This window comes from Agromyces bracchium (assembly GCF_009709675.1).
Lineage (GTDB): Bacteria > Actinomycetota > Actinomycetes > Actinomycetales > Microbacteriaceae > Agromyces > Agromyces bracchium.
In genome coordinates this window covers 1-16,959 of record NZ_WMLB01000025.1, presented here as the reverse complement: position 1 = coordinate 16,959, position 16,959 = coordinate 1, and the positions used below count along the sequence as shown (strand labels likewise).

At 71.8% G+C, this 16,959-nt stretch carries 16 protein-coding genes and 1 tRNA gene; 15 read left to right on the top strand and 2 right to left on the bottom strand.

Annotation, left to right across the window (positions count from 1 at the left end; translation table 11 throughout):
* The 4 genes from ileS to ndk are packed head-to-tail and all read left to right on the top strand — an operon-like array spanning position 1 to position 5,619.
* Positions 1–3,339 carry an isoleucine--tRNA ligase gene (gene ileS / locus GJ743_RS11495; protein ID WP_155052080.1) on the top strand — a complete coding sequence of 1,113 codons (3,339 nt, stop codon included), beginning with the start codon at positions 1–3 and terminating at the stop codon, positions 3,337–3,339.
* Positions 3,336–4,709 (top strand): bifunctional folylpolyglutamate synthase/dihydrofolate synthase, encoded by a 1,374-nt coding sequence (locus GJ743_RS11490; RefSeq protein WP_155052079.1) that lies wholly within the window; start codon positions 3,336–3,338, stop codon positions 4,707–4,709. Before ileS ends, GJ743_RS11490 begins: the two co-directional genes overlap by 4 nt.
* Positions 4,706–5,200 carry a DUF4233 domain-containing protein gene (locus GJ743_RS11485; RefSeq protein WP_155052078.1) on the top strand — a complete coding sequence of 165 codons (495 nt, stop codon included), beginning with the start codon at positions 4,706–4,708 and terminating at the stop codon, positions 5,198–5,200. The genes GJ743_RS11490 and GJ743_RS11485 overlap by 4 nt, the downstream gene beginning before the upstream one ends.
* On the top strand, positions 5,197–5,619 hold the full coding sequence (gene ndk / locus GJ743_RS11480) for a nucleoside-diphosphate kinase (RefSeq protein WP_155052077.1): 423 nt from the start codon (positions 5,197–5,199) through the stop codon (positions 5,617–5,619). Before GJ743_RS11485 ends, ndk begins: the two co-directional genes overlap by 4 nt.
* 96 nt (positions 5,620–5,715) lie before the next feature.
* On the opposite strand, the gene GJ743_RS11475 is transcribed toward ndk, so the two are convergent.
* Positions 5,716–6,339, bottom strand: coding sequence for a vitamin K epoxide reductase family protein (locus GJ743_RS11475; protein ID WP_155052076.1), 624 nt, complete (start codon positions 6,337–6,339; stop codon positions 5,716–5,718).
* 272 nt (positions 6,340–6,611) lie between these two features.
* Here GJ743_RS11475 and GJ743_RS11470 point away from each other — a divergent pair, with 272 nt between their 5' ends.
* The gene (locus GJ743_RS11470) at positions 6,612–9,335 is read left to right on the top strand and encodes an Rne/Rng family ribonuclease (protein WP_155052075.1); all 2,724 of its coding nucleotides are present in this window, start codon (positions 6,612–6,614) and stop codon (positions 9,333–9,335) included.
* Here GJ743_RS11470 and GJ743_RS11465 read toward each other — a convergent pair.
* Positions 9,321–9,602: a DUF4031 domain-containing protein gene (locus tag GJ743_RS11465; RefSeq protein ID WP_155052074.1), complete on the bottom strand. Its 282-nt coding sequence runs from the start codon at positions 9,600–9,602 to the stop codon at positions 9,321–9,323. The two genes, GJ743_RS11470 and GJ743_RS11465, sit on opposite strands and share 15 nt — an antisense overlap.
* A gap of 239 nt (positions 9,603–9,841) precedes the next feature.
* Between GJ743_RS11465 and rplU the strand changes: the two genes are divergently transcribed.
* The 10 genes from rplU (at position 9,842) to GJ743_RS11415 (ending at position 16,933) form a co-directional block, all read left to right on the top strand.
* Positions 9,842–10,150 carry a 50S ribosomal protein L21 gene (gene rplU, locus GJ743_RS11460; RefSeq protein WP_166548834.1) on the top strand — a complete coding sequence of 103 codons (309 nt, stop codon included), beginning with the start codon at positions 9,842–9,844 and terminating at the stop codon, positions 10,148–10,150.
* A gap of 21 nt (positions 10,151–10,171) precedes the next feature.
* Positions 10,172–10,429, top strand: coding sequence for a 50S ribosomal protein L27 (gene rpmA, locus GJ743_RS11455; RefSeq protein WP_067948501.1), 258 nt, complete (start codon positions 10,172–10,174; stop codon positions 10,427–10,429).
* Positions 10,430–10,501: 72 nt separating this feature from the next.
* Entirely contained in the window at positions 10,502–12,037 is a 1,536-nt protein-coding gene (gene obgE / locus GJ743_RS11450; protein WP_155052073.1) for a GTPase ObgE, read from the top strand.
* Positions 12,034–12,819: a glutamate 5-kinase gene (proB, locus tag GJ743_RS11445; protein ID WP_155052072.1), complete on the top strand. Its 786-nt coding sequence runs from the start codon at positions 12,034–12,036 to the stop codon at positions 12,817–12,819. The genes obgE and proB overlap by 4 nt, the downstream gene beginning before the upstream one ends.
* Positions 12,820–12,865: 46 nt before the next feature.
* Complete coding sequence (locus GJ743_RS11440; protein ID WP_155052071.1) at positions 12,866–14,146, top strand: glutamate-5-semialdehyde dehydrogenase; 1,281 nt, start codon at positions 12,866–12,868, stop codon at positions 14,144–14,146.
* Positions 14,147–14,215: 69 nt separating this feature from the next.
* A complete protein-coding gene (locus tag GJ743_RS11435; protein WP_155052070.1) occupies positions 14,216–14,434 on the top strand; it encodes a hypothetical protein in 219 nt (72 codons plus the stop codon).
* A gap of 16 nt (positions 14,435–14,450) precedes the next feature.
* Positions 14,451–15,050 (top strand): nicotinate-nucleotide adenylyltransferase, encoded by a 600-nt coding sequence (gene nadD / locus GJ743_RS11430; RefSeq protein ID WP_155052069.1) that lies wholly within the window; start codon positions 14,451–14,453, stop codon positions 15,048–15,050.
* Entirely contained in the window at positions 15,047–16,318 is a 1,272-nt protein-coding gene (locus GJ743_RS11425; protein ID WP_155052068.1) for a hypothetical protein, read from the top strand. Before nadD ends, GJ743_RS11425 begins: the two co-directional genes overlap by 4 nt.
* A gap of 52 nt (positions 16,319–16,370) precedes the next feature.
* Positions 16,371–16,778, top strand: coding sequence for a ribosome silencing factor (gene rsfS / locus GJ743_RS11420; RefSeq protein WP_155052067.1), 408 nt, complete (start codon positions 16,371–16,373; stop codon positions 16,776–16,778).
* Between the two features lie 79 nt (positions 16,779–16,857).
* Positions 16,858–16,933 (top strand) — tRNA-Ala (locus tag GJ743_RS11415).
* Positions 16,934–16,959: the final 26 nt, after the last annotated feature.

The following is a 16,959-nucleotide window of genomic DNA, read 5'->3' as shown; positions in this document are numbered from 1 at the left end:
TTGTACCCCAAGGGCCAGGACCCCGAGCCGCAGTCCGTCACGCCGTCGCCGTCCTTCCCGGCGATCGAGCAGGAGATGCTCGCGCACTGGAAGGCCGACGGCACCTTCCAGGCCTCGATCGACCAGCGCGAAGGTGCAGAGGAGTGGGTCTTCTACGACGGCCCGCCCTTCGCGAACGGCCTGCCGCACTACGGGCACCTCCTCACCGGCTACGCCAAGGACGTCTTCCCGCGCTTCCAGACGATGCGCGGCAAGCAGGTGCACCGCCGCTTCGGCTGGGACACGCACGGCCTGCCCGCCGAGCTCGAGGCCGAGCGCCAGCTCGGCATCACCGACAAGGTGCAGATCGAGGAGATGGGCATCGCGGCGTTCAACCGCGCCGCGCGCGACGCCGTGCTCCGCTACACCGAGGAGTGGCAGGACTACGTCACCCGCCAGGCGCGCTGGGTCGACTTCGAGAACGACTACAAGACGCTCGACGTGACCTTCATGGAGTCGGTGCTCTGGGCGTTCAAGACGCTGCACGAGAAGGGCCTCGCCTACGAGGGCCACCGCGTGCTGCCCTACTGCTGGCGCGACCAGACGCCGCTGTCGAACCACGAGCTGCGCATGGACGACGACGTCTACAAGCCGCGCCAGGACCAGACCGTCACGGTCACCTTCCCGCTCACGGGCGCGAAGGCCGAGGCGCTCGGCCTGACCGCGGTGCGCGCCCTCGCCTGGACGACCACGCCCTGGACCCTGCCGACGAACTTCGCGCTCGCCGTCGGGCCCGAGATCACGTACGCCGTCGTGCCCGCCGGCCCGAACGGCACGCCGGATGCCACGGTCCTCCGCGAGCACGCCCCCGGCGGCGCCGACGACACCGAGGTGCTGGGCGCCGAGTACCTGCTCGCGCAGGACCTCGTCGGCAACTACGCCAAGGAGCTCGGCTACGACTCCGCCGACGAGGCGCGCGCGGCGGTCTCCCGCACGGTGCAGGGCGCCGAGCTCGACGGCGTGACCTACGACCGGCTCTTCGACTACTACGCCGACGTCGAGAAGTTCGGCCTCGAGCGCGCCTGGCGCGTGCTCGTCGCCGACTACGTCACCACCGAGGACGGCACGGGCATCGTCCACCAGGCCCCCGCCTACGGCGAGGAGGACCAGAAGGTCTGCGAGGCGCACGGCATCCCCGTCGTGATCTCGGTCGACGACTCGGGCCGGTTCCTCCCCGAGGTGACGGATGTCGCGGGGCTGCTGTGGTCCGACGCGAACAAGCCGCTTACGCAGCTGCTCAAGGCCGAGGGTCGCCTGCTCCGACAGGCGAGCTACGAGCACTCGTACCCGCACTGCTGGCGCTGCCGGAACCCGCTCATCTACAAGGCGGTCTCGAGCTGGTTCGTGCGCGTGCCCGAGTTCCGCGACCGCATGAGCGAGCTCAACGAGGACATCACCTGGGTGCCGGAGAACGTCAAGTACGGCCAGTTCGGCAAGTGGGTCGGCAACGCCCGCGACTGGTCGATCAGCCGCAACCGGTACTTCGGCTCGCCGATCCCGGTGTGGAAGAGCGACGACCCCGAGTACCCGCGCGTCGATGTCTATGGCTCCCTGGAGGAGCTCGAGCGCGACTTCGGCCGCGTGCCGACGAACCCCGAGGGCGAGCCCGACCTGCACCGCCCGTATATCGACGAGCTCACGCGGCCGAACCCCGACGACCCGACCGGGAAGTCGACGATGCGACGCATCTCCGACGTGTTCGACGTGTGGTTCGACTCGGGCTCGATGCCGTTCGCACAGGTGCACTACCCGTTCGAGAACCAGGACTGGTTCGACACGCACAACCCGGCCGACTTCATCGTCGAGTACATCGGGCAGACGCGCGGCTGGTTCTACGTCATGCACGTGCTCGCCACCGCCCTCTTCGACCGTCCGGCGTTCAAGAACGTCGTGAGCCACGGCATCGTGCTCGGCAGCGACGGGCAGAAGATGTCGAAGTCGCTGCGCAACTACCCGGATGTCTCCGAGGTGTTCGAGCGCGACGGGTCCGACGCGATGCGCTGGTTCCTCATGTCGAGCCCGGTGCTGCGCGGCGGCAACCTCGTCGTGACCGAGGAGGGCATCCGCGAGGGCGTGCGCCAGCTCATGCTGCCGCTCTGGAGCACCTGGTACTTCTTCTCGCTGTACGCCAACACGGCGACGGAGGGCGGCTACGAGGCATCCCGTTCGACCGCGTCGACCGACGTGCTCGACCGGTACCTGCTCGCGAAGCTCCGCGACCTCGTCGAGGCCGTGACCGCCGACTACGAGGACTTCGACACGACGCTCGCGTCGCAGAAGCTCCGTGACTTCGGCGACGTGCTCACCAACTGGTACGTGCGTCGATCGCGCGACCGGTTCTGGCAGGGCGTGGGCGACGACGGCGCGGGCGCCTCGACCGGCACCGAGGCGTTCGACACGCTGTACACCGTGCTCGAGACGCTCACGCGTCTCGCGGCGCCGATGCTGCCGCTCGTGACCGAGAAGATCTGGCGCGGGCTCACGGGCGGCCGCAGCGTGCACCTGGCCGACTGGCCGGTCGCCGATGAGTTCCCGGCCGACCCCGAGCTCGTCGCGGCCATGGACGCCGTCCGCGAGGTCACCGGCGCCGTGCTGGCGCTCCGCAAGCAGGCCGGTCGCCGCGTGCGCCTGCCGCTCGCGTCGCTCACGGTCGTGACGACGGATGCCGCGAGCCTCGCGCCGTTCGAGTCGATCCTGCGCGACGAGCTGAACGTCAAGCGCGTCGACCTCGTCGAGCTCGACGACTCGAGCGCGGCGGCCTACGGCGTGACCAAGCGGCTCACGGTGAACGCCCGCGCCGCGGGTCCGCGTCTCGGCAAGCAGGTGCAGCAGGCGATCCAGGCGGCGCGCGGCGGCGACTGGTCGCTCGACGGCGACGTGGTCGTGGCCGGAGGCATCGCGCTCGAGCCGGGCGAGTACGACCTCGTGCTCGAGGCGAGCGGCGGCGCCGACGGCGGCAACGCGCTCGGCCTCCTCGCCGACGGCGGCTTCGCGATCCTCGACGTGCGCACGACGCCCGAGCTCGAGGCCGAGGGCCTCGCGCGCGACATCGTCCGCGCCGTGCAGGAGTCGCGCAAGGCCGCCGGGCTCGAGGTCGGTGACCGCATCCGCCTCGATCTCACGCTCGACGCCGCGGGGGCCGCGGCCGCCGAGGCGCACCGCGACCTCATCGGCCGCGAGACGCTCGCGCCCGAGGTGCTCGTCACGATCGGCGACGTCGACGGCGAGGCCGCCCACAAGCTCGGCGACGGCTCGAAGCTGCTCGTCGCCGTCGCGAAGCTGACGGAGGCCGCCCGATGACCGACGCGATCCCCGAGTCGACGCCCGAGGAGCGCGACGCGGCCGACGCCGTGTACGCCGACCTGCTCGAGCGCGTCGGCGAGTCGGCGCCGCAGCCGCGGCTCGACGCGACCAGGCGGGCCGTGGAGCTCCTCGGCGACCCGCACCGCGCGGCCCCCGTCATCCACCTCACCGGCACCAACGGCAAGACGTCGACGAGCCGGATGATCGAGTCCATCCTGCGCGCGCAGGGTCTCCGGACGGGCCTGCTCACGAGCCCGCACCTCGTGCGGTTCACCGAGCGCATCCGCATCGACGGCGAGCCCATCGCCGACGAAGCCGTCGCCCGCATCTGGGAGGAGATCACGCCCGTCGTCGCGATCGTCGACGACGAGCTGCGGGCCGCGGGCGAGGAGGCGCTGACCTACTTCGAGGCGCTCACCGTGCTGGCGTTCGCGGCGTTCGCCGACGCGCCCGTCGACGTCGTCGTGCTCGAGGTCGGCATGGGCGGCGAGTGGGACTCCACCAACGTCGCCGACGGCCAGGTCGCCGTGATCACGCCGATCGCGATCGACCACGAGCAGCGCCTCGGCCGGACGATCGCGGAGATCGCGCGCACCAAGGCGGGCATCATCAAGCCCGGCGCCGAGGTCGTGACCGCGTTCCAGGACCCGGCGGCCCTCACGGTGCTGAGCGAGGTCGCCGAGCGGAACGAGGCGAGCCTCGCGGTCGAGGGCGGCGCGTTCGCCGTGCTCGACTCGCGCGTGGCCGTCGGCGGGCAGCTCGTCTCGGTCCGCGGGCTCGCGGGGGAGTACCGCGACCTCGCGCTGCCGCTGCACGGCCGCCACCAGGCCGAGAACGCGGCCGTCGCGATCGCCGCGGTCGAGGCGTTCCTCGGCCGCGCCGTGCGGCTCGCCGACGACGTGCTCGAGGCCGGCCTCGGCGCCGTCACCTCGCCCGGCCGCCTGCAGCTCGTCTCGACCGACCCGACGATCCTCGTCGACGCCGCGCACAACCCGCACGGCGCGACGGCGCTCGTCGCCGCGCTCGGCGAGGTGTTCGACTTCGATGAGCTCGTGATCGTGCTCGGCGTGCTCGGCGACAAGGACGCAGCGGGCATCGTTCGCGCGCTCGAGCCGACGGGCGCCCACTTCATCGTGACCCGATCGGAGTCCGACCGCGCCGTGCCCGCCGAGGAGCTCGCGGCCGTCGTGGCATCCGTCGTCTCACCTGAACGCGTCGACGTCGCCGAGCGACTCGACGACGCGCTCGACGAGGCACGCGACTGGGCCGAGCGCGCCGAGAAGCGCGCCGTCGTCGTCACCGGCTCGATCACGCTCGTCGGCGACGTCCTCGCGATCGCCGAGGACCGCGGCTGGAGCGACCGATGACCGCCGCCGCGCCGAGCCCGGGCGACGAGCCGACGGGCGCGGAGGATCCGGCCGACGGCGCCGCGAGCGCGGACGCCGCGCCTGCGCGACCGGCGCGCCGCCCCCGCTCGGTGCGCGAGAGCCTCGCGTCGATCGTGCTCACCTTCGAGGTCGTCGTGGTCTTCCTCGCGGCCCTCGTGATCTGGGGGCTCTCGCGCGAGGACGGCGGCGCGTTCGGCCTGCCGACCTGGGTGCCGCTCGCCGCGGGCGGCGTCGTGATCCTCGGCCTCGTCATCACCATCCCCCTGCTCCGCTACGGGTGGGCGTACGTGCTGGGCTGGGCCCTGCAGGTGCTGCTCATCCTCTCGGGGCTCCTCAACCCGGCGATGTTCGTCGTCGGCGCGCTGTTCGGCGGCATGTGGGCGTACTGCATGATCGTCGGCGCGCGCATCGATCGTGCCCGGGCGGCCGAGGCCGCCGCGGTCGCCGACCCAGGAAAGGAATCCGCATGACCACCGCCATCGAAGAGACCCTCGTCCTCGTCAAGCCCGACGGCGTCGCGCGCAACCTCACCGGCGAGATCCTGCGCCGCATCGAGGCGAAGGGCTACTCGCTCGTCGACGTCCGCATGGTGCAGGCCGATCGCGACCTGCTCGCACAGCACTACGCCGAGCACGAGGGCAAGCCGTTCTACGAGCCGCTCATGGAGTTCATGGAGTCGGGCCCGGTCGTCGCGATGCGCGTCGCCGGCAACCGCGTGATCGAGGGCTTCCGCGTGCTCGCGGGTGCGACCGATCCGACCACGGCGCTGCCCGGCACGATCCGCGGCGACTTCGGGCGCGACTGGGGCCTGAAGGTCCAGCAGAACCTCGTGCACGGCTCCGACTCGGTCGAGTCGGCCGAGCGCGAGCTCTCGCTCTGGTTCGCCTGACGAACCTGCGTGGCGGGGCCGCGGCATCCGATCAGCGGATGTCGCGGCCCCGCCGCCGTCTGTGCGCCGAACCGGCGCGGACGCGCGCCGGGCGGTTCAGAAGAGGTTCTGCAGGTCGATGATGACGCGCGGGATCGCGTTCATCTGCGCCTGCGCGAGGACGATCACGACCGCGTAGCAGGCCGCGGTGATCACCACGATCCAGCCCATGGCGGATGCCCCGAACCGCCGGAGGCCCGGTGCGTCGCCGAACACGCCCTCGCGGAGGTTCCGCAGCGTGACGACGAGGAAGGTCGGGATCGTGACCGCCCAGGTGAGCATGCACCAGGGGCACAGCACGTCGAGCACGTAGATGCTCTGGTAGATCAGCCAGCCGACGAACACGACGGCGCCCGTGACGCCGACGTTCAGCCCGATCCAGAACCAGCGCGCGAAGCCGGCGCCGGCGAACAGGGCCATCGCGATCGTGATGACGACGGGCCAGGCCATGAGCCCGATGAAGGGGTTCGGGAACCCGAAGAGGCTGCCCTGCCACGACGCGAGGTTGGTGCTGCAGCCGACGAGCACGCCGACGTTGCAGTTCGGGATGTGGCTCGGATCGGCGAGCGTCAGCACCTTCTCGAGCGACAGCTCGAACGCGGCGAGGAGCCCCAGCGCCCCCGCGACGAGGAGGAAGACGGCGACGCCGATCGGTCGGGATCCGCGGGGGGAGTCGGGCATGCCCACGATTCTGGCACGGCGATTCGCCGGGTCGCTGGGAGAGCGTGCGATAATCGTTGCAGTCGCCCGGGCCGCGCCCGGTGCGACGCCAACGAGGGCTTCGAGGATGCACCGCATCCCATCCGCGGAGGAACCGCGAGATTTGGCGTCACCGGCACCCGCCGGGCGCAGCAGTGAAGGATTGGCGGAACGGCAGGAAACGCGCCGGACCGCTCTGAGGAGTACGGGAACGATGGCGCGGCCGTCGCACCCGGTGTAGGAGTGCACCAGAGATGGTGGAAGACAACGCAACACCGCCGAGCGAACCCGGAGGCGACGAGCCTCGACGTCGGGGCGGAATCTTCGGGGGTCGCCGTACCGGCCGCCGTGCGCAGGTCGTGCCGCGGAACGCGGCGGATGCTCCGGCAGGCGATCTCGCCGCCGACGTGCCGCCGCCCGCCGACGAGCCCGTGACCACCTCCGTCGAAGAGGCCGTCGTCGAGCAGCCGGCCGCCGAGGCATCCGCGGTCGCCGAAGCGCCCACGACCGAGCCGTCCGAGGCTGACGTGGCGGCCGAGCAGGCCGAGCCCGCCGAGGCCGCGACGACCGATGCCGAACCGGATGCCGCCGCCGACGTCGTCGCGGACGAGGCATCCGCCACGGATGACTCGGCCGAGCCCGGGTCGCCGATCCCGTCGGTGCTCTCGACCACCTCCCTGATCTTCCACGCGCCGCCCGTGTACGCGCCGCCCGCCGGGTCCGGTCCCGAGCGCGGCGACGACCGCGACGGCGCGCGCGAAGCCGACCGCGAGGGGTCGAGCGTGCGTCGCCGGTCGCGCCGCCGCAGCGGCGAGGAGTCGCGATCGAACGATGACGACCCCGCGAACACGGTCGTCAAGGTCCGCAAGCCCCGCGAGCCCGAACTCATCACCGAGCCGCAGAAGGTCAAGGGCTCGACCCGGCTCGAGGCGAAGAAGCAGCGCCGTCGCGACGGCCGTGACGCGGGTCGCCGCCGCGCGGTGATCACCGAGGCCGAGTTCCTGGCGCGCCGCGAGTCGGTCGACCGCCGGATGGTCGTCCGCCAGAAGGGCGGTCGCATCCAGATCGGCGTGCTCGAGGACGACGTGCTCGTCGAGCACTACGTCGCCCGCAACCAGGACGCGTCGCTCATCGGCAACGTCTACCTCGGTCGCGTGCAGAACGTGCTGCCCTCGATGGAGGCGGCGTTCGTCGACATCGGCCGCGGCCGCAACGCCGTGCTCTACTCGGGCGAGGTCGACTGGGAGGCCGCAGCCGAGAACGGCGAGAAGAACCAGCCGCGCCGCATCGAGCTCGCGCTGAAGCCCGGCGACCGGGTGCTCGTCCAGGTCACGAAGGACCCGGTCGGCCACAAGGGCGCGCGCCTGACCAGCCAGATCTCGCTCCCGGGCCGCTACCTCGTGTACGTGCCGAACGGTTCGATGAACGGCATCAGCCGCAAGCTCCCCGACACCGAGCGCGCACGCCTCAAGAAGATCCTGAAGGAGGTGCTCCCCGAGAACCAGGGCGTCATCGTGCGCACGGCCGCGGAGGGCGCCACCGAGGAGCAGCTCACGCGCGACGTGAACCGGCTCATCAGCCAGTGGGCCGACATCTCGCAGACCATCGAGAAGGTCCAGGCGCCGGCGCTGCTGCACTCCGAGCCCGACCTGCTCATCAAGATCGTCCGCGACGTCTTCAACGAGGACTTCCAGAAGATGATCATCGCGGGCGACGAGGCGCGCCGGACCATCGAGAAGTACCTCGGCCAGGTCGCCCCCGACCTCCTCGAGCGCGTCGAGGCGTACGAGGGCGAGCGCGACGCGTTCGACGAGTTCCGCATCACCGAGCAGATCGAGAAGGCGCTCGAGCGCAAGGTCTGGCTGCCCTCCGGCGGCTCGCTCATCATCGACCGCACCGAGGCGATGACCGTCGTCGACGTCAACACGGGCAAGTTCGTCGGTTCCGGCGGCAACCTCGAGGAGACGGTCACGAAGAACAACCTCGAGGCGGCGGAGGAGATCGTCCGCCAGCTGCGCCTGCGCGACATCGGCGGCATCATCGTCGTCGACTTCATCGACATGGTGCTCGAGTCCAACCGCGACCTCGTGCTGCGACGTCTCGTCGAGTGCCTCTCGCGCGACCGCACGAAGCACCAGGTCGCCGAGGTGACGTCGCTCGGCCTCGTCCAGATGACGCGCAAGAAGCTCGGCCTCGGGCTCCTCGAGACCTTCAGCGAGCCGTGCGAGGTCTGCGCCGGCCGCGGCATCATCGTGCACCACGAGCCCGTCGCGAAGCACCGCGCCCCGCAGCAGCAGGTCGAGCGTCGCCGCAACCGCGGCGGCGGCAACGGCGGCGGCCAGTCGCAGCCGCCCGCCGTCGACAAGGCGCACCAGGGCACTCATGCGATCACGGAGGACGTGAAGAACGCCCTCGCCCAGATCGCCGCGTCGACCGTCGCGCACCAGGAGCACCGTCCGGCCGCGCCCGCTGAGGCGCCGGCGTCCGCAGACGCGACCGCCGAGGCCACGTCGACGGCTCCCGCCGCCGAGTCCGAGACGACGGATGCCGCGCCCGCCGGCACCGAGTCCGGCCAGCGGAGCGAGCGTCGCCGCGGCCGTCGCCGCTCGCGCGGGTCGGGCTCGCAGCAGAACGGCGACCGCTCGCCGTCGGGCGAGCGCGAGGAGCGCGCGGCCGAGGCATCCGCAGACCGACCGGCGAATGAGTCGGCGCCCACTCCGGAGCAGGCGGAGACGCGCCCGACGGCGCTCATCGATCTGCCCGAGGCGCCCGCGCGCCGCGAACGGCCCGCTCGCGTTTCGGAAGCCGAGAACCTGCTCGACTCGGTGCTCGACGCGCTTCCGGCGCCGAAGGCCGCGGGGGAGGGGCGTTCGCGTTCGCGCAGCCGCCGCGTCTCCACGGCCGCGCTCAGCCCGGCGGGTGCACCGCCGGTCATCACGCGGCCCGACGGCTCGTCGGCGGACTCAGCGTCCGAGTGAGGCCCGCCGCTCGCGCGGCGTGACCCGCAGGCCGCTCGCCGCGAGCCGGCGGACCAGGTCGCGCGGCGGCACGGGCTCGGCGCCGGCCGCGACGAGCTCGTCGTAGCGTTCGGCGGGCACGTCGTAGTGGTCGAGGTCGAAGCCGCGCCGGGGGATCTCCATCCGATCGGCGAAGGAGACGAGTTCCTCGATCGACGTGTCGCTCACCAGGTGCGACCAGACGGTGCCGTGCTTGGGCCAGAGCGGCGGGTCGATCAGCACGGCCATGGGGCGAGTGTACGCCGCGCCCGCGGCATCCGCTCGGAGCACGTTCGACACGCGGTCGGCGCCCGTTTGACCGCCCTGCCGGCATCCGGTAAACTCGACCGTTGGTGCCGCCGCTTATCCCGGCCGGCACGCACAGTTTTCTGGCAGTGACGACCCTCCTTCCCGCTGGGGTCATCCGCGCAGTGACATCCCATCAAATTCGTAGGAGTCGCGAGACTCCCTGGAGATAGGTACGAGAAGTGGTTTACGCAGTAGTGCGCGCCGGTGGCCGGCAGGAGAAGGTCGAGGTCGGCACCATCGTGACGATGGACCGGATCGCGGCCGACAAGGACGGCAACGTCCAGCTCACGCCCGTCCTCCTCGTGGACGGCGACAAGATCACCTCCGACGCGAAGTCGCTCGCCAAGGTCACGGTCACGGCCGAGGTCCTGAACGACCTGCGCGGTCCGAAGATCGTGATCCAGAAGTTCAAGAACAAGACCGGCTACAAGAAGCGCCAGGGCCACCGTCAGGAGCTCACGCGCGTCAAGATCACCGGCATCAAGTAACGGCCAGAGGAGACAGGGACAATGGCACACAAGAAGGGTGCGAGCTCCACTCGCAACGGTCGTGACTCGAACGCCAAGCGCCTCGGCGTGAAGCGCTTCGGCGGTCAGGTCGTCTCGGCCGGCGAGATCCTCGTCCGCCAGCGCGGCACGCACTTCCACCCCGGTGCGGGTGTGGGTCGTGGCGGCGACGACACGCTGTTCGCCCTCGAGGCAGGCGCCGTCGAGTTCGGCAACAAGGGCGGCCGCAAGGTCGTGAACATCGTCTCGGTCGACGCGTAAGCAGCGACCGGTAGTCGTGAGGGCGAGCTTCGGCTCGCCCTCACGTGTTTCCACAGAAGGAGTGATGCGGCGATGGTGAGCTTCGTCGACCAGGTGCGCCTGTTCCTGCGCGCCGGCCACGGCGGCAACGGCTGCGTGTCGGTGCGCCGTGAGAAGTTCAAGCCGCTCGCCGGCCCCGACGGCGGCAACGGGGGCGACGGCGGCGACATCGTGCTCGTGGCCGACCCACAGGTCACCACGCTCCTCGCCTACCACGGGCGCCCGCACCGTTCGAGCGAGAACGGCCAGCCCGGCGCGGGCGACAACCGCTCCGGCGCCGCCGGCGAGATCCTCGAACTGCCCGTGCCCGTGGGCACCGTCGTCAAGGACGAGGCCGGCACCGAGCTCGTCGACCTCACCGAGCCCGGCATGCGCTTCGTCGTCGCCCCCGGAGGCCAGGGGGGTCTCGGCAACGCGGCCCTCGCCTCCCCGAAGCGCAAGGCGCCCGGCTTCGCACTGCTCGGTACGCCGGGCCACGAGGGCGAGGTCACGCTCGAGCTGAAGACCATCGCGGATGTCGCGCTCGTCGGCTTCCCGTCGGCCGGCAAGTCGAGCCTCATCGCCGCGCTCTCCGCGGCGCGGCCGAAGATCGCCGACTACCCGTTCACGACCCTGCACCCGAACCTCGGCGTCGTGCAGGCCGGCGATCACCGGTTCACCGTGGCCGACGTCCCCGGCCTCATCGAGGGCGCGAGCGAGGGCAAGGGCCTCGGCCTCGAGTTCCTCCGCCACGTCGAGCGCTGCTCGGCGCTGCTGCACGTGCTCGACTGCGCGACGCTCGAGCCCGGCCGCGACCCGATCACCGACCTCGACGTGATCCTCCGCGAGCTCGAGGCGTACGAGGTGCCCGAGGGCCAGGTGCCGCTCCTCGAGCGCCCGCAGCTCGTCGCGCTCAACAAGATCGACGTGCCCGAGGCGCGCGAGCTCGCCGAATTCGTTCGCCCCGAGCTCGAATCGCGCGGCTACCGCGTGTTCGAGATCTCCACCGTCAGCCACGAGGGCCTCCGCCAGCTCGGCTTCGCGCTCGGCGAGGTCGTCGACCACGCCCGAGCCGAGGCGGCTCAGGCGCCCGAGGCACCGCGCATCGTGCTCCGGCCCAAGGCCGTGCGCGAGGTGGAGTTCGTCGTGAAGCCCGAGGGCGGCAGCTACGGCACGATCTACCGGGTTCTCGGCACGAAGCCCGAGCGGTGGGTCGCGCAGACCGACTTCCAGAACGACGAGGCCGTCGGCTACCTCGCCGACCGGCTCGCCCGCCTCGGTGTCGAAGACGAGCTGGTCCGGGCCGGCGCCGTCGCCGGCTCGACCGTGGTGATCGGCCCCGGAGCCGGCGTCGTCTTCGACTGGGAGCCCACGCTCACCTCCACGGCCGAGCTCATCTCGTCGCCCCGTGGCACCGATGATCGCCTCGATGAGAACCGTCGCGCCACGCGCGCCGAGCGGCGCGCCGGTTACCACGACCGCATGGACGCCAAGGCCGAGGCCCGCGCCGAGCTCGAGCGCGAGCGCGAGGCCGGGATCTGGGTCGACGAGGACGATGCCGCCGACGTCGACGACGAGGGACGGGGATGACGGGCCTCACCCGCGATGCGATCACCACCGCGCGTCGCATCGTCGTCAAGGTCGGCTCCTCCTCGATCTCCGGTGAGAACGTCGGCCAGATCGCGCCGCTCGTCGACGCCCTCGCGTCCGCGCACGCACGCGGCGCCGAGGTGATGCTCGTCTCCTCCGGCGCGATCGCGACCGGCATGCCGTACCTGCAGCTCGACGCGCGACCTGACGACCTCGCGACCCAGCAGGCCGCGGCATCCGTCGGCCAGAACATCCTCATCTACCGGTACCAGGAGTCGCTCCGGCGTTACCGGATCGTGGCCGGCCAGGTGCTGCTCACCGCCGGCGACCTCGAGAACTCGACCCACCGCCTGAACGCCCAGCGCGCGATGGAGCGACTGCTCGGCCTCCGCATCCTGCCGATCGTGAACGAGAACGACACGGTCGCCACCCACGAGATCCGCTTCGGCGACAACGACCGGCTCGCCGCGATGGTCGCCGAGCTCACCGGCGCAGACCTTCTCGTGCTCCTCTCCGACGTCGACGCGCTCTACACCCGCCCCCCGCACCTGCCGGGTGCCGAGCGCATCGCGCACGTGCCCTTCGGCGACGAGCTCGAGGGCGTCGAGATCGGCTCGGTCGGCCGTGCCGGCGTCGGCACCGGCGGCGCCGAGACGAAGGTGTCGGCCGCACGCATCGCCGCGGCATCCGGCACCGGGGTGCTCGTGACCGCGACCTCGCTCGTCGACGAGGCGCTCGCGGGCGAGCCCGTAGGCACCTGGTTCGAGCCCGCCGAACGCTGACGTCACACGCGGCATCCGGCCCCTGAGCCGGAACTAGGCTGGACGCATGACCGACGTCGCCACCGCTCCCGCCGACCTCGCCGAGGTGCTCGACGCGCGCCTCGCCGCCGCGAAGGAGGCCTCGCGCCGCCTCGCGCGTGCGACGACCGCCGAGAAGGATGCCGCGCTCGCGGCGATCGCGGACCGGCTCCGGGCACGGGTCGACGACATCGTCGCGGCGAACCGTGAAGACCTCGAACGCGGTCGCGCGGCGGGGCTCGGCACGGGCCTGCTCGACCGACTCACGCTCGACGAACGCCGGATCGGCGCGATCGCCGACGCGGTGCTCGACGTCGTCGGGCTCGGCGACCCCGTGGGCGAGACCGTGAGCGGTCGCACGCTCCCGAACGGCGTGCGCATCGAGCAGGTGCGCGTGCCGCTCGGCGTCGTCGGCGCGATCTACGAGGCGCGCCCGAACGTCACGGTCGACATCGCGGCCCTCGCGCTGAAGAGCGGCAACGCGGTCGCCCTGCGCGGAGGCTCCGCAGCCGAGCGCACCAACGCCGTGCTCGTCGAGGTGCTCCGCGAGGCGATCGCGAGCACCGGCCTCCCGGGCGACCTCGTGCAGACTGTCGACGACTACGGCCGCGAGGGCGCCCGACACCTGATGCGTGCTCGCGACCACGTCGACGTGCTGATCCCGCGGGGGAGCGCGGCCCTCATCCGCGCCGTCGTCGACGAGGCGACCGTGCCCGTGATCGAGACCGGTGCCGGCGTCGTGCACATGTTCCTCGACGCGAGCGCGCGCGAGGACTGGTCGGTCGACCTCGTGCACAACGCCAAGGTGCAGCGACCGAGCGTCTGCAACGCGCTCGAGACGCTGCTCGTGCACGCCGACGCCGCCGAGCGGCTGCTGCCTCCCGTGCTCGCCCGGCTCGAGGCATCCGGCGTCACCGTGCACGGCGACGAGCGCGTGCGCGCCATGCACCCGGGCGCGCTGCCGACGACCGACGAGGACTGGGCCACCGAGCACATGAGCCTCGACCTCAACGTCGGCGTGGTCGACTCGCTCGACGACGCGCTCGCCCACATCCGGCGGTTCTCGACCAAGCACACCGAATCGATCGTCACGAACGACCTGGGCAACGCCGAGCGGTTCCTCGACGAGGTGGATGCCGCGGCGGTCATGGTCAACGCCTCCACCCGCTTCACGGACGGCGCGGAGTTCGGCTTCGGCGCCGAGGTCGGGATCTCCACGCAGAAGCTCCACGCCCGCGGCCCGATGGGCCTGCCCCAGCTCACGAGCACGAAGTGGATCGTGCGCGGCGCGGGCCACGTGCGCGCCTGAGCCGCGGCGGGGCCGCCCGCACCGATAGACTGTCCCGAGCGTCACCCGAAACACCTGGAGGAACGGCTGATGAGCCTGGCGACCGCACTGCAGACACGCGTCCTGACCGAGACCGAGTTCGCGAGGGAGCTCCCGTTCGACCCGATCTGGTACGGCGTCATCGTCTTCGGAATCTTCGTGACGCTCGGCTTCGTCGTCTACTCGTACCGCGACGTGGCGAACCGCCACCGCTCGAAGGCCGAGGCGTACGCGGCCCGCCACGCCGGAGGCGAGCACGGCGGTCACTGATCGCATCGGCCCGGCCATGACCTCGGCAGCGCGGCGCCCGCGCCTCGGCGTGATGGGCGGCACGTTCGACCCCATCCACCACGGGCACCTCGTGGCGGCCAGCGAGGTGGCGCAGGAGTTCGGTCTCGACGAGGTCGTGTTCGTCCCGACCGGCCGGCCGTACTACAAGGAGGTCGTGACGCCGGCGGAGCACCGCTACCTCATGACCGTGATCGCCACCGCGTCGAATCCGCGGTTCACGGTCAGCCGGGTCGACATCGACCGAGAGAAGCCGACCTACACGATCGACACGCTCCGAGACATCCGCCGGGAGCGGCCCGACGCCGACCTCTTCTTCATCTCTGGCGCCGATGCGATCGCGCAGATCCTGTCCTGGAAGGACGTGGAGGAGCTCTGGAACCTCGCGCACTTCGTGGCTGTGAGTCGACCGGGACATGTACTGTCCGTTTCGGGACTGCCCGAGCAGGACGTAAGCTTGCTGGAAGTCCCGGCGTTGGCGATCTCGTCGACCGATTGCCGGGATCGAGTGCACCGGGGATCACCGGTGTGGTACCTGGTGCCTGACGGGGTCGTCCAGTACATCTCCAAGCACCACCTCTACCGGAGTGTCGAATGACGTCGTCGCAGGAACCGCCGCTCACGCGCCGCGAGATGCGCGAGCGCGAGCGCATGCTGGAGCAGCAGCGCGCCGCGTCGTCGTCGCCCGAGGGCGCCGCACCAGCTCCGGCCCAGCCTCCAGCGCCGGCGGCGCAGCCGTACCCGCAGCAGCCGGCACAGCCGGCCTACTCGCAGGGCCCCGACCCACGCGCCGCGCAGCCCGCCCGAACCGCCCCCGGCGGGCCGTCGGGCCCGCCCCAGCGTCAGGCCGACCCGCGCCAGGCCCCGCCGGCGCAGCGACCGCCGCAGGGGTGGAACGACCCGCGCAGGCGGTCGCCTGCGCCCGCGCCCGGTGCGCCGGCCCAGGCCCCGCAGCGCGCCGCGCAGCCGCCGCGGTCCGCGACGACGTCGGGACCGATGCCCGTTCCGGTCGACAACCGGCCGTATCCGGGGCAGGTTCCGCCCGGCGGCGGCTCGCCGCGGCCCCCGCAGGGGCCGCCGCGAAGCGCGCCCGCGCCGCAGACGACGCCCGAGCGCACGCTGACCCGTCGCGAGCTGCGCGCGATGCTCGAGTCGCACTCGGGAGACGGCTTCGACGACATCGACGAAGTCGAGCAGGAGGCCGCCCCGCAGCGACCGATGCCCGCCGGCGGCGCTGCGCAGCGCCAGCCGCAGGCGCCCGCTTCAGGGCGGCCGCGCGACGAGTTCCAACCGCCGCGGCACCCCCACCAGCCGGCGCCGTCTCGCGCCGCGGCACCGCACACGACCGTCGACGCCGGGCTCGACGAGCCCGTCGCCGCTCCGAAGCCCGTCGGTCACTGGACCTCGCAGCTGAACCTCCCGGAGGACCACTCCGAGCCGTACGACCAGCTGCTCTCGCGCGGCGGCTCGCCGCGTGGGGTCCCTACCACGACGAACGCGCTGATCCTGCCGTCGCTGCCCGACGAGGGCCCGCTCGGCCAGCAGCTCGCACCGAGCGGCGAGATCATCGTGACCGGGTCGATCGACCTGCCCCGCAGCTACGGTGCGACCGGTGTGCACCCGAGCCAGATCGACTCGAGCGACGTCGACCGCCTGTTCGATTCGGTCGAAGACCTGGCGGGCCCCGGTGTCGCGCCGGTCGCGGCGACCCGGGCGATCAGCACGCAGCAGCCGAGCAAGGCCATGATGGCTCCGCCGAGCAAGGAGGGCATGAACGTGCCGCTCGTGCTCGCCGTCACCGCGGGCGTGCTCGCGCTCGGCGTGGTGGCGACCCTCGTCGTCGGCGCGATGGCGGGGCTCTTCTGATCGAGGGCATGATGGGGGCGGGCCGACCGCCGGCTCCCGGGAAGTCGAGGACATGACCGCAACCGACCACGCACACCGCCTGCTCGCCATCGCTGCGCGCGCAGCGGACGCGAAGGGCGGTGAGGACCTCGTCGCACTCGACGTGTCCGAGCCGCTTCCGTTCGCGGACGTCTTCCTGCTCGTCACCGGCTCTGCCGAGCGCAACGTCGTCGCGATCGCCGATGCGGTCGTCGAGGCGCTCCGCGAGGAGGGCCAGGACGTCGCGCGCCGCGAGGGACGCGACGGCGGACGCTGGGCCCTGCTCGACTTCGGCGACCTCGTCGTTCACGTCTTCCACCGCGAGGAGCGCATGTACTACGGTCTCGAGCGCCTCTGGCGCGACTGCCCGGCGATCCCTGTGGCCCCGCTCATCGAGCGCGACGAGTCGACGACGGGTGCCGGAAGCGCATCGCGCAGCTGAGGTCGGCTCGATTTCATTTCCCTCGGGGGGCTGGTGTAGGCTGAATCCGTTGCCCCGAGCGGGCAGCGAAATCCGAAACGGGTCTGTGGCGCAGCTGGTAGCGCACCTGCATGGCATGCAGGGGGTCAGGGGTTCGAGTCCCCTCAGATCCACCAAAAACCCCTGATGAATCGCAAGATTC

Coding starts and splice junctions, on each gene's coding strand:
- GJ743_RS11490 (WP_155052079.1), top strand. CDS start 3,336: ATGACCGACGCGATCCCCGAGTCGACGCCCGAGGAGCGCGACGCGGCC.
- GJ743_RS11485 (WP_155052078.1), top strand. CDS start 4,706: ATGACCGCCGCCGCGCCGAGCCCGGGCGACGAGCCGACGGGCGCGGAG.
- ndk (WP_155052077.1), top strand. CDS start 5,197: ATGACCACCGCCATCGAAGAGACCCTCGTCCTCGTCAAGCCCGACGGC.
- GJ743_RS11475 (WP_155052076.1), bottom strand. CDS start 6,339: ATGCCCGACTCCCCCCGCGGATCCCGACCGATCGGCGTCGCCGTCTTC.
- GJ743_RS11470 (WP_155052075.1), top strand. CDS start 6,612: ATGGTGGAAGACAACGCAACACCGCCGAGCGAACCCGGAGGCGACGAG.
- GJ743_RS11465 (WP_155052074.1), bottom strand. CDS start 9,602: ATGGCCGTGCTGATCGACCCGCCGCTCTGGCCCAAGCACGGCACCGTC.
- rpmA (WP_067948501.1), top strand. CDS start 10,172: ATGGCACACAAGAAGGGTGCGAGCTCCACTCGCAACGGTCGTGACTCG.
- obgE (WP_155052073.1), top strand. CDS start 10,502: ATGGTGAGCTTCGTCGACCAGGTGCGCCTGTTCCTGCGCGCCGGCCAC.
- proB (WP_155052072.1), top strand. CDS start 12,034: ATGACGGGCCTCACCCGCGATGCGATCACCACCGCGCGTCGCATCGTC.
- GJ743_RS11440 (WP_155052071.1), top strand. CDS start 12,866: ATGACCGACGTCGCCACCGCTCCCGCCGACCTCGCCGAGGTGCTCGAC.
- GJ743_RS11435 (WP_155052070.1), top strand. CDS start 14,216: ATGAGCCTGGCGACCGCACTGCAGACACGCGTCCTGACCGAGACCGAG.
- nadD (WP_155052069.1), top strand. CDS start 14,451: ATGACCTCGGCAGCGCGGCGCCCGCGCCTCGGCGTGATGGGCGGCACG.
- GJ743_RS11425 (WP_155052068.1), top strand. CDS start 15,047: ATGACGTCGTCGCAGGAACCGCCGCTCACGCGCCGCGAGATGCGCGAG.
- rsfS (WP_155052067.1), top strand. CDS start 16,371: ATGACCGCAACCGACCACGCACACCGCCTGCTCGCCATCGCTGCGCGC.